Annotated in this window: 14 protein-coding genes; 8 read left to right on the forward strand and 6 right to left on the reverse strand. The window is 30.1% G+C overall.

What is annotated here, in order from left to right; all coding sequences use genetic code 11:
- Window positions 1-123: 123 nt before the first annotated feature.
- The 4 genes from AVANS14531_RS05565 to AVANS14531_RS05580 all read left to right on the forward strand — a co-directional run bounded on the left by AVANS14531_RS05565 (window position 124) and on the right by AVANS14531_RS05580 (window position 4,407).
- Window positions 124-1,101 (forward strand): hypothetical protein, encoded by a 978-nt coding sequence (locus tag AVANS14531_RS05565; RefSeq protein WP_336611630.1) that lies wholly within the window; start codon window positions 124-126, stop codon window positions 1,099-1,101.
- Between the two features lie 140 nt (window positions 1,102-1,241).
- Entirely contained in the window at window positions 1,242-2,726 is a 1,485-nt protein-coding gene (locus AVANS14531_RS05570) for a BCCT family transporter (RefSeq protein ID WP_336611631.1), read from the forward strand.
- Window positions 2,723-2,872, forward strand: a complete 150-nt coding sequence (locus AVANS14531_RS05575) for a hypothetical protein (RefSeq protein ID WP_336611632.1) — start codon at window positions 2,723-2,725, stop codon at window positions 2,870-2,872. The genes AVANS14531_RS05570 and AVANS14531_RS05575 overlap by 4 nt, the downstream gene beginning before the upstream one ends.
- A complete protein-coding gene (locus AVANS14531_RS05580) occupies window positions 2,869-4,407 on the forward strand; it encodes a choline/carnitine O-acyltransferase (RefSeq protein WP_336611633.1) in 1,539 nt (512 codons plus the stop codon). Before AVANS14531_RS05575 ends, AVANS14531_RS05580 begins: the two co-directional genes overlap by 4 nt.
- A 66-nt stretch (window positions 4,408-4,473) precedes the next feature.
- Here the strand turns inward: AVANS14531_RS05580 and AVANS14531_RS05585 are convergent, their stop codons facing one another.
- The gene (locus AVANS14531_RS05585; protein ID WP_336611634.1) at window positions 4,474-4,971 is read right to left on the reverse strand and encodes a hypothetical protein; all 498 of its coding nucleotides are present in this window, start codon (window positions 4,969-4,971) and stop codon (window positions 4,474-4,476) included.
- Window positions 4,972-5,063: 92 nt separating this feature from the next.
- Here AVANS14531_RS05585 and AVANS14531_RS05590 point away from each other — a divergent pair, with 92 nt between their 5' ends.
- A complete protein-coding gene (locus tag AVANS14531_RS05590; RefSeq protein WP_336611635.1) occupies window positions 5,064-5,951 on the forward strand; it encodes a hypothetical protein in 888 nt (295 codons plus the stop codon).
- A gap of 62 nt (window positions 5,952-6,013) precedes the next feature.
- Window positions 6,014-6,691 carry a hypothetical protein gene (locus AVANS14531_RS05595; protein WP_336611636.1) on the forward strand — a complete coding sequence of 226 codons (678 nt, stop codon included), beginning with the start codon at window positions 6,014-6,016 and terminating at the stop codon, window positions 6,689-6,691.
- A 31-nt stretch (window positions 6,692-6,722) separates the two neighbouring features.
- On the opposite strand, the gene infC is transcribed toward AVANS14531_RS05595, so the two are convergent.
- From infC to coaE, 5 genes are read right to left on the reverse strand one after another with little or no spacing between them, the layout of a single operon-like run.
- Window positions 6,723-7,247 (reverse strand): translation initiation factor IF-3, encoded by a 525-nt coding sequence (gene infC / locus AVANS14531_RS05600; protein WP_239817759.1) that lies wholly within the window; start codon window positions 7,245-7,247, stop codon window positions 6,723-6,725.
- A complete protein-coding gene (gene thrS, locus AVANS14531_RS05605; RefSeq protein WP_336611637.1) occupies window positions 7,244-9,052 on the reverse strand; it encodes a threonine--tRNA ligase in 1,809 nt (602 codons plus the stop codon). The genes infC and thrS overlap by 4 nt, the downstream gene beginning before the upstream one ends.
- A complete protein-coding gene (locus AVANS14531_RS05610; RefSeq protein WP_336611638.1) occupies window positions 9,049-9,702 on the reverse strand; it encodes a dUTP diphosphatase in 654 nt (217 codons plus the stop codon). Before AVANS14531_RS05610 ends, thrS begins: the two co-directional genes overlap by 4 nt.
- A gap of 44 nt (window positions 9,703-9,746) precedes the next feature.
- A complete protein-coding gene (dapF, locus tag AVANS14531_RS05615) occupies window positions 9,747-10,499 on the reverse strand; it encodes a diaminopimelate epimerase (protein WP_336611639.1) in 753 nt (250 codons plus the stop codon).
- Entirely contained in the window at window positions 10,486-11,124 is a 639-nt protein-coding gene (gene coaE / locus AVANS14531_RS05620) for a dephospho-CoA kinase (RefSeq protein WP_336611640.1), read from the reverse strand. Before coaE ends, dapF begins: the two co-directional genes overlap by 14 nt.
- A 125-nt stretch (window positions 11,125-11,249) precedes the next feature.
- Between coaE and AVANS14531_RS05625 the strand changes: the two genes are divergently transcribed.
- The gene (locus tag AVANS14531_RS05625; protein ID WP_239817764.1) at window positions 11,250-11,447 is read left to right on the forward strand and encodes a Tat pathway signal protein; all 198 of its coding nucleotides are present in this window, start codon (window positions 11,250-11,252) and stop codon (window positions 11,445-11,447) included.
- Window positions 11,448-11,465: 18 nt separating this feature from the next.
- Window positions 11,466-14,321: a molybdopterin-dependent oxidoreductase gene (locus tag AVANS14531_RS05630; RefSeq protein ID WP_239817765.1), complete on the forward strand. Its 2,856-nt coding sequence runs from the start codon at window positions 11,466-11,468 to the stop codon at window positions 14,319-14,321.
- Window position 14,322 lies beyond the last annotated feature (1 nt).

The following is a 14,322-nucleotide window of genomic DNA, read 5'->3' on the forward strand; positions in this document are numbered from 1 at the left end:
AATAGCTAATAGTTACTTATAGTTACAAACTAATTGTTTTTTAAACAAAATTTCAATATGATTTACTTAAACTAGTTTTAATAATTTAAATCAAAATAATTATTGATAATTTTCGGAGATTTTATGAGAATTAGTGGCTTTGATGTTGACATTTCAAAAGTTTATGATAAAAGTTACCATAAAACAAACTTAAATAATTTTCAAAATCTTAGCAATGATCAAATTAATATCATAAAAGATGATATAACAAATCACAATTATTCTTTAAAAACAAGCGATAAAGATAATATAAATATAGTTTTTAACCTTGATAACAATACTCATGGGCTAAGTCTAAGCAAAACAACAATAGAGCAATTAATGGCTCATTTTAATAAAGATAATTTCATTATTAGTGATGATAAGATTATTTTAAACAAAGACGCTGCTAATTTTGTATCAAGCTGGTTTAAAGAAATCGCCTATGATTTAGGACTTGCTGATGCTGATAGCAATCAAGACGGCAGAATAAATAATGATGAGCTAAGCAAAGCAAGGCTTGAGGTTGGTATTTATGGCGAGTTTGATGGGTATCTTTATGTAGTAAATAAATTAAGCGATGAAAGATTTATAAACACCAAAAATTACGATGCAATAAGGCTAGAAATTGGCACAAGTATTAGCGAATATTTAGATTATGTAATATCTAGTGATAGAGATTTTAATGGCGAGCTTAGTTTTGCTGAGCTTAATTTTACTAATGCTAATGAAGAACAAGAGTATAAAAGTGAGCTTAAAGAAAAATACGCAGATATTAAACGCTACAAAAGTGATTTTAAAAGAGCGTTTGAGTATCACACAAAAGAAGGACAAAGCGCCGAAGAGATTAAAAACAAACAAAAAGAAAAAGAATTAGAGCAAGCCGAGCTTTTAGCAAAACTTATGCAAATAACTTTAAAAATCAAAAAATTAGGTGCAAGCTCTCTTACAAACGATGAGAATAAAGTCTTAGAAAAATTAGGCAAAAACGCAAATGCAATAGAAACTTCTGTAACACTAGAGCTTAGCTCAAGCCTAGTAAAAGACATTGTAAGTAACAAGCACTTAGATATAAAAATCTAATTCAAATCTTAAAGAATTTGAATTAGGAATTACAAAACTTTTATATTTCAAAATATATAAATTAATTTTAGTTTATCGATAAAGTTATATAATCTTAATATAATTTTAAAAAAATTATTTAATTAAAAGAAAGGAAAGTTATGGAAAAGAATAGGCTTTTTCTAATTTGTGCTCCGATAGTAATTATCATTGCTATTTTTGCAATTATTTTTCCAAAGGAGCTTACAAATTTCATCATCTCAAGCACTCAATTTTTTTACGTTGTGTTTGATTGGTTTATTATTTGGTTGCCTTTGCTTGGGCTTGGGCTTGGATTTTATTTCGCATTTTCAAAATACGGCAAAATAAAGCTAGGAGATGCCGAACCTGAATATTCTACATATTCATGGATGAGTATGCTCTTTACTGCTGGAATTGGTGTTGGGATTGTGTTTTATGGACCACTTGAAGCTCTTTGGCACTACCAAAGTGCTCCTATTGGAATAAATGGCAATTTTGACCAGCAACAAGCTATGGAAAATGCTATGAGTATTTCTTTATTTGTTTGGGGCTTACCTGCTTGGGCTTTATATACTTTTGGCGGTGTGGTTGTTGCTTATTTTGCTTATAGACACGGCGGGTCTTTTAGCCCTGATTCTTGCGTTAGAATTGGTTTTAAAGATAAAAAATTTGCTAAACCACTTGCTATATTTATTTTAGTTTTTGCTATTGTTGGTATTGCTTTATCGGTTACTGCAAGTATTGCAATGGCTACAGGACAAATTAGTAGTGGTTTAAAAATCATCACAGATGGTGGCGATTTTACTTCAATGACTTGGAAAATGGCTATCATGATAGCTTTATTTGCTGCATTTACGCTTGCTGCTATTTTGCCGATTGCAAAAGGTATGAAATTCTTAGGCGATTGGACTATGATTTTTGCTATTGCTTTATTATTATTTGTATTCTTTACAGGGCCAACGCATTATTTTGTAAGCGTTATTACAACTTTAATAGGAAAAATCATAACAGATACTATCCCGCATAGTTTTGAATTATATATATTCAAAAGCCGTGATTGGCTTGTATGGTATCCATTAAGCTATATTGTTTGGTGGATTGGTTGGACTCCTTTTGTTGGGGTTTTCTTAGCAAAGATTTCAAGGGGTAGAACTTTAAAAGAATTTATTCTTTGCTCAACTTTAATTCCAACGGGCTTTATGGTTGTTTGGTTTAGCGTATTTAGTGGATATGGTTTATTAGATGAAGTTCAAATGAGTAAAGAAATAGTAGCAATGGCAAACTCAAACGGCTATGAAGGCACAATTTATAGAATATTGCAAGACTTTCCATTTACAAAACTTACTCAAATAATTACCGTATTTTTATTCGTATCATTCGTAATTACAACTATTACTTCAGCTGCAATTTCACTTGGAATTATGACAAATGACGGAATAAATGAAAGCAAAGTAAAAGCAGCATTTTGGTGCATAATAATGGCTATTGTTGCTTCTGCTGTTGTAATTACAGGTAAGATTGAAGGAATTAAAGCTATGGGTTCATTTACTGGCTTTCCTTTTGTGTATTTATTGTTTATTATGGGTGCTGCATTTATTAAGCAGATTAGAAAGGATAACAAATGAATAATTTTGTAAAGATTCTTGATGAAAAATCTATGTTTTATTATGTAAATACTGATATTAGTTCTAATTTAATTGAAAGCTCTCTTATTACTTTAACTATTGTTTTTATTGTATGGAGTATAAAATTAGCAATGGAGAAAGAATGAAAAAGTTAAATATTCCTAGCCTTGAGATTACCAAGGCTAATTTTATTAAGCACGCTAAATCTTATGAAGATTTTAATGAAGATTTATGCGATAAGTTTTTTGCAAATGATGCTATTGTTTTACAAGAAAAATTACTTGAATACGATGAATTAATGCAAAGCTCTTATCTTGAACGCAACTGGACTAAATCATATCTTAGCACTAGAGCGCCGCTTGCGATTGCAAGTAATTTTTGCTTTAAATTACCTAAACAATATGATTTAAATGATTTTATTTGCACATTTTCAAATCTAATAATAGCTTATGATGAAGGTAAATTAGAGTATAAAACAGCTCGTGGAGATGAGATTTTTCCTAGACAATTTGATATTTTAAAAGGTGGAGCTAGAATTCCTAAGCCTTTAAGTGATGAGTTTAGGCTAAATTATAAAAATACAAGATTTTTTAGCGTTCTTCATAATAATAATTTATACAAGGTAGATATTTGCAAAAATACAGGACTTAAAAATAATTTTAAAGATGATTTTAAACCTATAAGTTTTGCTCATCTAAGTTTATTAAATAGCGATGATGCTTCTAAACTTTATCAAAAATACGAAGATTGTAATCCATTTTTTGAAGTGATAGAAAACTCAAGATTTAATATTTGTATTATCAATAAAGACTTTAATAGTATTAACGAAGAAGTTCATTATATGCAATATCATGCACCTTGCTATCATTATAAAACTCTTAATTTTATTTATAATGAAAAAAACAAGAATATTTATATAAATGCCGAACATAGTTTCTTAGATGGTGGCACAATTGCATATATTTTAGAATATATTGATACAAATCTAACAAGTCCAAATGAATTAAAAGAGCCTTATTTTGTGGAGCAATATTTTGATGATGAATATATAAAAAGCATTCAAGAAGGCTTAAAAGCTTATAACAATTTAAGCTTTAATGCTAATTTTAGCTTTGATTTAGCACAAGATTTTGGCTTTTCAAAAGATTTTATTTTGCAAGCTGCAATTGTAAATGCAAGTAAAAATGCTTATAAAAAATACGTATGTCAATACGAAGCTGTTGATATGAGAGATTATGATTATGGTAGAACTGAGTGTGTAAGAGCTATTAGCCTTGAACTACAAGCTGCTTTAAAAAGCTTTAATAAAGATGATTTTGTTAAGGCAAATAATGAGCATAAAACTCGCATAAAAGACTGCAAAAAAGCTTGCGGAATTGATAGACATTTATTAGGGTTAAAAACTCTCATTCCTTGCATTGAAAACAAATACGCAAAAGAATTTTTTAATTCTAAAATGTATAAAAATACTTGCGAAACCATTGTTTCAACAAGCTCATTAGGTAAATCAAACTTCGTTGATGTTTTTTATTTTCATCCTGTTTGTGAAAATGGAATAGGCGTTTCTTATGCTTATTATGAAGGCAAATGCTATTTCACGCTTACATATTTTGATGAAAATATTTTAAATGGCTTTAAAGACGGCTTAACTGAGTTTTTTGATAAATTTAATAATCTATAAACACTAAAAATCCTAATTCAAATTCTCTAATAATTAATGTGGAATTTGAATTAGGAATTACAAAACTTACTTATTTAATAATTTTTGTAATTGTTCGTATTTTTTGCAACCTATATTAGAATTAGCATCACAAGCTTTTTTATAATAACTCAAGGCTTTTTGTGGATTTGCTTCTAAGCCGTAATCTTTAGCATCTTTTAAGAACATTCCATCGCCTGCTAAAACGCAAAATTTTTCATGAGATGATACACCTTGTGCTATTACAGCAGGCAATTCGCATAATTTACTTATAGCTTTTTGAGCATCAACATAAGCTTCTTTAGTATCAATTGCTTGTGTTTGTATTAATTTTACATTTGCAGTAGCTGTCATTAAACAAGCACTAAAATTATCTTTAGCACATAAATCTTTTGAATATTGATAACAAGCTTTTAAATCTTCTTTGCAAAAGTTCGCAAGCTCGGCAGCGCAAGTTGATTGGTCTTGACTTTCGCAAGCTTTATCAATACTATCAACAGCAAATAAACACGAAATTAAAGCTAAACTTAATAATATCTTTTTCATAAACTCTCCTTAAAATAAATATTTAAATTATATATTTTTTTATCAATTTTTTCTCAAATTAACCGATATAAGTTAAATAAAGGAGAATAAAAATGGATTTAAGTATTTGCGATATGGGAGGGTTCTTAAACTCTAGCCTACATAAAATAAAAAATGTAAATAGTACTATTAATCTAAGCCAAATAAGACAAGATATAAAAACAAATAATTTTGAATATAAAACAAGTGATAAAGAATTAAATGTATTTTTTAGCCTTGATAATAAAAGCGTAGGAATTAGCTTAGATAAAGATATTTTAAAAGATTTAAAAAGCTTTTTTAATAAAAATGATTTTTTAGAAGAAAATGGAAAAACTATTTTAAAAGGCGATACGGCTAATTATGTAGCGGGTTGGTTTAGTGAGATTGCATTTGATTTAAAATATCTTGAAAGTGATAGTGATAATAATGGGGTTTTAAATAGTGAAGAGTTGATGAATACTTTAATTGATGTTTGTTATTTTGATGAGAATAAAGATGGGATTTATGTCTTAAGCGAGATTGTGAAAAAAGACAAAATATTAGAAGAAGACATTAATGAATTTGGCGAAAAAAACATAAACACTATTTCAAAAATGATTAATAATAGAATATTTTTTGATAAAGATAAAGATGGAGAAATATTAGTAAAAGAACAATATATTGAAGATGAAAGCGAGTATTTTAAAAACTTAAATCAAGCAAAAGAAGAATTAAAAGATAAAAAAGAAAAAATAGAAATTAATCCAAAGATAAAAGAATACGCAATAAATGAAGAAAATAATCACATAAGAAAACTAAAGCAAGATATAAAACTATTTAAAAACTCAAATGCTTTAAAGATAAATGAAGATAAAGAAAAAGAATTAAAAGATAAAAATACTTTAGAAGATTTTTGTAAGTTCAGCATAAAGCTAATTGATGAGATTAAAGATTATAAACTGCTAGATTTAAAAGCCTAATTTAAATTCTTTTAATTAAAAGGAACATATTTTGCTACTTCTTATCAAATAAAGGAGAGCAAATGATAATAAATGATAGGATTGTTCTTAGTTCTTACACTAAGACAAATAATTTAAAAGATAATAAAAACACTTCATTTGAAGAAGCCTTACAAGCTCAAAGTAAAGCAGCAAATACTATAAATGATGAACTAATTAATAAGTGTATATCAAATGCTGAAGATGATTTTGCTTGGTTACATTATGGACATTGTTTGTATTTTCCCACAGAATGGCATACTCCTAGGAAAGATAAAGAAACCCCAGATGACTATATAGCAAGATTACCTAAAGAAGATGTAGGGGTAATGATGTTCTTAGAAGCTTGTGGGATAGTTGAGACTAAAAAGATATATCCTGTGCAAAATGATTTAGACTATCAAAGTTTAAAAACTGCAGAAGAAATTATAGAAAACTATCAAATAACACCTGATTTGGAATTAAAAATAATTGAATTTGCTAAAAAATCATCAAAAGAATTTATGAATAATTTTGATTTACCATCAGGAAGTGTAGGACTTGATCACCCTAAATTACAAGCAATTTTTAAAAAACATGGAATTTCAATGGATGAATTTGTAGATAAAGAAAAACTAATGAAACAAAGCTTTAAATTTGATTTTGATAAAGAAAAGGATAAATTATTTGATGAACTTTTAAAACTAGGGGAAAACAATAAAATAAGATTAGGAATTAGTTAATTCCTAATTCTTAAAAATAGGAATTAATTTCCTATTTTTTAGCGCTTTTTGGGGTGCAAAGCATATTTATATAGCGACCTTCAAATAAAGGAGCTTTATCCATATTTGCAATTTCGCTAATTTCTTCATAAATTTTTAAAAGTAGTTCTTCTCCTGATTGTGGATTGCTTAATTCACGACCCTTTAAAAACACTCTAAATCTAACATGCTTCCCTGATTTTAAAAACTCAACCGCATGTTTAACTTTATAATTAATATCATTTTGAGCAATTTTTACAGAAAGTTTTATCTCTTTAACTTCTACTACTTTTTGCTTTTTCTTAGCATCTTTTAGCTTTTTTTCTTGCTGATAACAAAACTTACCGTAATCCATAATTTTACAAACAGGTGGCTTTGCATCTTTTGCGATTAATACCAAATCAAGTCCTAAACGATTAGCAAGAGCATTTGCTTCATCACTGCTAATTATCCCATACTGAGTGCCATCATCACCTATACATCTTACCTGTGCTAAATCTATTTCTTCATTTAACAATACATCTTTTTCTTTACTCAAAATACTACCTCGTTTTGTTTTTCTTTAATTAGTTTCAAAAATTCCTCCATTGTTAGTGTTGATTGTTGTTTAGCTCTTCTATCTCTTAAAGCTATTTGATTGTTATTTACTTCTTCATCACCGATTACTGCAATAAATGGTACTTTCATCATTTCTGCATTTCTTATTTTTTTACCTAAGGTATCATTTTTTTCGTTAATATCTGCATCAACTCCTAGCTCTAATAATGCCTTTTGTAATGCTTTTGAATACTCAATATGTTTTTCTCCTACTGGTAAAATCATCACTTGAATAGGTGCTATAAAGAATGGCAATTCTCCTGCAGTGTGCTCAAGCAATATTCCTAAAAATCTTTCAAAACTTCCAAGTAATGCACGATGTAGCATTACAGGGCGTTTTTTCTCATTGTTTTCATCTGTATATTCAAGCTCAAATCTTTCTGGTAAGTTAAAATCTACTTGAATAGTTCCGCATTGCCATTTTCTTTTTAACGCATCTAGTATTTTTATATCAATTTTTGGACCATAGAATGCTCCACCGCCCTCATCAACACCATATTTTATACCTTCTTCATCTAAAGCTTCTTTTAATGCTGTTGTAGCGATTTCCCAAATCTCATCGCTTCCGATTGATTTTTCTGGTTTTGTTGAGATTTCTAGCTCCCATTCAAAGCCAAAAGTTGTCATAATCTTCTTAGCAAAATCTAAAATCTCTTTTACTAATTCTTTTATTTGACTTGGCATACAGAAAATATGGCTATCATCTTGAGTAAATTCACGAACTCTTAAAAGCCCATGTAAAGCCCCACTCATCTCATGGCGATGAACCATTCCGTATTCAAAAAACTTAATAGGTAAATCTTTATAACTTCTACCTTCACTTTTATAGCAAAACACATGACCTACGCAGTTCATTGGCTTAATGCCGTATTCTTGCTCATCAATTCTAGTAAAATACATATTTTCTTTATAATTATCATAATGTCCGCTAATTTTCCAAACGCTTGAATTAAGTAGTTCAGGACCTCTTACAGGCTCATAAAATCTAGTTCTATGAGCTTTATATAAAATATGTTCTAATTTACTTCTAACTCTCGCACCATTTTTAAGCCACAATGGTAAGCCACCGCCTATTTGCTCGCTAAATGTGAATAATTTTAAATCATTTCCCAGTTTTCTATGATCTCTTTTTTTAGCTTCTTCTATCATTGTTAAATAATCTTTTAAAGCTTCTTTTGTCGCAAACGCTATACCATAAATTCTAACTAGCATTTCATTTTTTTCATCGCCACCTAAATATGCACCTGCTAATTTTGTAAGCTTAAAGTTTTTTAGCATTTTTGTATGTGGAAGATGTGGCCCACGACAAAGGTCAGTAAATTCGCCTTGAGAATAAGTGCTAATCTCTCCACTTAGACGGCTTAATACTGCTTGTTTTAATTCATCGTTTTTAAACATCTCACAAGCTTTTTCATAGCTCATTGTGTTTTTTACCATAGGAGAGCCTTTTTTTGCAAGTTCTCTCATTTTATCTTCAATAACTTTTAAATCTTCTTCACTAATTTTCTCATCAACTTTAAAATCATAATAAAAACCTTCATCAACACAAGGTCCTACGAAAAACTTAGCATTTTTATATAATTTTGTAATAGCTTCTGCTAAAAGGTGAGCACAGCTATGACGAATGATTTCAAGTGCCATTGGGCTATCATCATAATAAATTGGCTCAAGTCCTATTCCATCAGTGCTTAAAGTATCATAAATATTTTTGTCTTTATCGTAATATCCTATTATTTCCATTATCAATCCTTTAAATTTTTATAAATATCATCAAGATTTTTATATAAACTATCGTAATTTATTTCATCTTGTTCTAATAATTCATATAAAATCACATTATCTTCTTTACCATTCCAAAGTTTTTTATAACTTCCATCTTTGTAGCCATTATCTTGGCGAAATTTATTTAAAACATTTTTTCCAATGTAGATTTTATAAAGTCTATTAAACTCTAAATCACATTTGCAAGTAAGGTGTAAAAATGTATTGCATATATCGTTTATGTTAACAGTTTTAGCACTGCTAAAATGTATTAATTCTCTTGAATATTCTAAGATTTCATTTAGATTTTTATCAGTTTTGTAGAATTTAAAATCGGAAATTGTATTTTTTAATTCTATTTGTTTATTTTGCATAATAGCAAGACTTAAAATAAAATGCCAAATATCAACAAGTTCTATTTGAATATTTTCTAAATCCCAACTAGCATTTATGCTTTTCCAGTGTTTCCACGGCATAGAATCAACTAGCTCAGCACATTCCATATAAATACAACGAGCAAAATCAATTAAGCGATTTTCTTTTGTAAAACCTTTTGTCCAATCATTGCCACAAGTAGCTATATTTAAGCTATTTTGTAGATTAAGCATTTCATCAATCAAACTTAGTTCTTTCATTATCCCTTCTATGTAAAAAAATATTAAAATACTAGCAAAATAAACTAACAATCAAGCGTAGTGATAAAAATTTTTTTAGTTTGAGCTTTGAAATATAAATAATCATCTTTAAAACTAACTTCGCAAATATCATTACTTTTTGGATAAATTGTAGCCTTTTCATCAACCAATTTAAGCATTCTAGCATAATAAAAACAAGCATTCATTCCAGTTCCACAAGCTAAAGTTTCTCCAACTCCACGCTCATAAGTTCTAACATATAAAACCCCATCTTTAAAAGTTGCGTAATTTACATTAGCATCGTATTTTTCTCTTAAATATTTTGCGTTTTCTTCATTGTAATTTTGCACTCCATCAAGAGTTACTAAATGTGGCACACCTGTATCTATTAGACAAAACACATTGCCAAATTCCACTAAATTTTCATGAATAATCTTAGCTTTAGTAAGTCTAATTTCTACAAAATCATCATTATAGATATTAGCTTTTATTATTCCTGCACCTGTTAAAAAACTCATTTGTTCTTTTGCTAAATTATTTGAGTAGGCAAAATGAGCTGCTGCTCTAGCTCCATTTCCACACATTGAAGCACTTGAGCCATCTTGATTATAAAAACCCCATGAAAAATCATATTCTTTATTTTCTTCTTTTTTAATAGCAATAAGCCCATCAGCACCTATTCCGCTGTATCTATTACATAAATTTTTAGCTAAATTACTTAGATATTTTGAGTCTAAATTATCACTTTTAAAAATAATAAAATCATTGCCATTTGCATAGTATTTATGAAATTCCATGTTTTTCCTTTAAATTTTTTATAAGTTTTAGCGAATTTTCTTTAAAATCTTCTAAATTACCATCGTTTTTGATGAGATAGGTTGCGTATTTTATTTTTTCTTCAATATTTAGCTGAGAATTTAGCCTAAGTTTTGCTTCATCTAAACTTAGATTATTTCTACCCATTAGCCTTTTTAAAGACAAATCATAAGGGCAATATATAATGATTTTATTAAGCAAAAAATTATAATTTCTATTTTCAAAATAAAGTGGAATTTCAACAAAAATAATTTTTTCTTTTGAGTTTTTTATCTTTTTGATGATTTCTTTTTTTATTTTTGAGTGCATTATTTTTTCTAATTTTTTCTTTAAATTTTTGTCCTTAAAAACAATACTAGCTACAAGCTTTTTTTTATCTTTTAGCGAAAGGAATTTGAAATCGGAATTACAAATCTTTAATTTTTTAGCAATTTGTTTAGATTTGTAACGAAATACAATATTAGAAATTTCATCAGCATTTATGCAAAAAATACCATTTTTTCTAGCGTAATTTAAAAATGTAGATTTTCCACATGCAATGCTAGAAGTTACTACATAAACATTTTTTAATTTTAGGTCTTTTTTTATCTTATTTTTTCTTAGCAAAATTGACTCTTTTTATCATTATCATAATATTATTTTATAGCAATATTATTAATTTTTCTTAAGCCTAATTTTAAGGCAATTTAGTATTATTTAGGTTACTCAAAATTTTAAATAAGGAGGCAGTCTTGGAAAACAAAAGAAGAGCGTTTCTTAAAAAGGCTCTAAGCGCTGGTGCCATTGGTGCTGTTGCTAGTGTTAGTTTAAACGCTGCAGTAAGCACTGAAAACAACACCTCAGGCGTAGTAGCTGGACGTGCAAAGAAAAAAGAAGTGTTATACAAAAAAACCCTTCACTGGGAAAAATTTTACAAAATTGCATATTAATTAAAGAAAGGAAAATAAATGCGTAAAAGTATAAGCAGAAGAAGCTTTTTAAAGCTGACTGCTATGGCTGGTGCAACTACTAGCGCATTCGGTGCTACTACTGCTACCGTTAAGGCTGATGAAAATGTAAAAATGCCTTATGAAGGAAGCAAAATAGTAAGAACTGTTTGTACAATTTGTAGTTCAGGCTGTGGTATTGAAGCTGAAGTTCACAACGGCGTATGGGTAAGACAACATAATGCAATAGACCATCCACATTCTTTAGGAAGTCATTGCTGTAAGGGAATTGATCAAATTGATTTAACCAAATCAAAATGTCGTGTTAAATTTCCACTAAAAAGAGTTAATGGTAAGTGGGAAAGAATTAGCTGGGAACAAGCTGTAAATGAAATCGGCGATAAAATGCTTGAAATCAAAAAAGAGAGCGGTCCTGATAGCGTAATGTTCTTAGGCTCAGCGAAATTTAATAACCAACAAGCTTATTATTTTAGAAAATTTGCAGCATTTTGGGGAACTAACTCAATAGATCACGTTGCTAGAATTTGACACAGCGCAACAGTAGCCGGTGTGGCTAATACTTGGGGATATGGCGCTATGACAAATCACTTTGGTGACGTTGTAGGTAATACAAAATGTATGATTATGTTTGGTGCAAATACAGCGGTAGCAAACCCTATTGGATATAAGCATATTTTACAAGCAAAAGATAGAAACAATGCTCCACTAATCGTAGTAGACCCTGTATTTACAAGAAGTGCAGCTCATGCTGATATTTATGTAAGAATTCGTCCTGGAACTGATATAGCTTTCGTATATGGAATGCTAAATATCATTTTTGAAAATGGTTGGGAAGATAAAGAATTAATTAAAGATAGAACTTATGGTGTAGATTTAATCCGTGAAGAAGCGAAAAAATATACTCCTAGCGAAGTTGCTGACATTTGTGGATGTAGCGAAGAAATTTTACATCAAGTAACAAAATTATTTGCAACTACAAAACCAGCTACACTATTCTGGTCGCTTGGTATTACTCAACACTCAGTTGGTAGCTCAAATACTCGTATCTTAGCTATTTTACAATTAGTGTTAGGAAATATCGGTAAGCCTGGTGGTGGAACAAACATTATCCGTGGTCACGACAACGTTCAAGGTGCTACTGATATGGGCTGTTTAGCTGATACACTTCCAGCATATTATGGATTAGCTGAAGGTGCTTGGAAGCATTTTTGTAATGTATGGGGCGTAAAATATGAAGATATGCAAAAACGCTTCGTAGATGATAGTGCAAATGGTGGCAAAAAATGGATGCACGAAAAAGGCTTTAGCTTATCAAGATGGTGGCAAGGCGTTAAAGGTGTAACTCCTTACGGAAGCGATACAACACATTCAAATGCTCCTGTTAGAGTTCTTTGGGTTCAAGGAACAGGAATTACTTCAATGGCTCACACTGTTAAAATTCAAGAAGCACTTAAAAAACTTGATTTAATAGTAGTAGCTGAACCATTTGTAAATGAGGTTGCTGTTTTAGCAGATCGTCCTGATGGTATTTATATACTTCCTGCGACAACTCAGTTTGAAACAGAAGGCTATGTAACTGCAACTAACCGCTCAATGCAATGGAGAAGCCAAGTTATTAAGCCTATTTATGAAAGCAAAGAAGATCATGAAATTATGTTTATGTTTGCTAAGAAATTTGGTTTTTATACAGAATATACTCGTGGTATGAAACTAGAGCTTCAAGACCATAAGTTAGTTCAAGTAATCCCAGACGATCAAGATGCTAAATGGCCTGATGATGCAACAAGAGAGATGAGTAACGGACTTTTGTCAATAGGTCTTCGTGGAATTAGCGCAGAAAGACTAAGAAAACATCAAGCAAACTGGGCTAACTTTGACCCTAATACGCTAGAAGGATTAGGTGGCGAAGTAAAAGGTGAATATTACGGACTTCCATGGCCTGTATGGGATAAACAACACCCAGGAACTCCAATTTTATGGAACCCAAATGTGCCTTATGAAAGAGGTGGAATGGGCTTTAGAAATAGATTTGGACTTGAGCATAATGGCGTTAGTCAATTAGCAGATAGTAACTTTACTCCTGTTGGTTCTAAAGTTAAGGGAGGTTTCCCACAAATTGATAAAAATAATATAGAAAAAGTTTTCGGAATCAAATTAAGCGATAAAGAAAAAGAATTAATGGGTGGCTCATGGAGTACTGATATTTCAGGAATTATCCTAGAAAAATGCCGTGAGAAAAGTGCTTGTTGTTTAGGTAATGCAAGAGCTAGAACAATAGTTTGGGAATTTAGCGACCCAATTCCAAAACACAGAGAGCCAATTCACTCACCAAGATGGGATTTAGTTCAAAAATATCCTAGCTTTGATGATCAAACAACTCCAAATTTCCGTGTTACTACAATGTATAAGAGCGAGCAACAAAGACAAGACTGGAGCAAGGACTTCCCTGTTATTATTAGCTCAATGCGTTTAGTGAATTTAAGTGGTGCTGGTATGCTTGAAAGAACAAGTAAATACCTAGCTGATATTACACCTGAAATGTTTGCTAATGTGCATCCTGAACTTGCTATGAAGCATAATATTGGTGATGGTGAAATGATGTGGATACATTCTCCACAAGGCACTAAGATTAAAGTAAAATGCGTGCATAATAGAAGCGTAACTCCTGATAGAATATGCTTACCTTATAACTTCTCGGGTGTTTTACAAGGTGTGGATTTAAGCCATAACTATCCAGAAGGAACAAAGCCTTATGCAATAGGCGAAATGTCAAACACAGTAACAAACTACGGGTTTGACCCAAATACGCAAATTAGCGAATACAACGCTGGACTTTGCAGAATTGAGAGGGCTTAAT

It is taken from the genome of Campylobacter sp. Cr9, from assembly GCF_020138295.1.
Lineage (GTDB): Bacteria > Campylobacterota > Campylobacteria > Campylobacterales > Campylobacteraceae > Campylobacter_E.

What these genes read in the sequence shown, in the direction of transcription:
- AVANS14531_RS05595 (WP_336611636.1), top strand. Translation starts at nt 6,014, where the DNA reads ATGATAATAAATGATAGGATTGTTCTTAGTTCTTACACTAAGACAAAT.
- AVANS14531_RS05575 (WP_336611632.1), top strand. Translation starts at nt 2,723, where the DNA reads ATGAATAATTTTGTAAAGATTCTTGATGAAAAATCTATGTTTTATTAT.
- AVANS14531_RS05610 (WP_336611638.1), bottom strand. Translation starts at nt 9,702, where the DNA reads ATGAAAGAACTAAGTTTGATTGATGAAATGCTTAATCTACAAAATAGC.
- dapF (WP_336611639.1), bottom strand. Translation starts at nt 10,499, where the DNA reads ATGGAATTTCATAAATACTATGCAAATGGCAATGATTTTATTATTTTT.
- AVANS14531_RS05570 (WP_336611631.1), top strand. Translation starts at nt 1,242, where the DNA reads ATGGAAAAGAATAGGCTTTTTCTAATTTGTGCTCCGATAGTAATTATC.
- AVANS14531_RS05585 (WP_336611634.1), bottom strand. Translation starts at nt 4,971, where the DNA reads ATGAAAAAGATATTATTAAGTTTAGCTTTAATTTCGTGTTTATTTGCT.
- AVANS14531_RS05580 (WP_336611633.1), top strand. Translation starts at nt 2,869, where the DNA reads ATGAAAAAGTTAAATATTCCTAGCCTTGAGATTACCAAGGCTAATTTT.
- AVANS14531_RS05590 (WP_336611635.1), top strand. Translation starts at nt 5,064, where the DNA reads ATGGATTTAAGTATTTGCGATATGGGAGGGTTCTTAAACTCTAGCCTA.
- AVANS14531_RS05565 (WP_336611630.1), top strand. Translation starts at nt 124, where the DNA reads ATGAGAATTAGTGGCTTTGATGTTGACATTTCAAAAGTTTATGATAAA.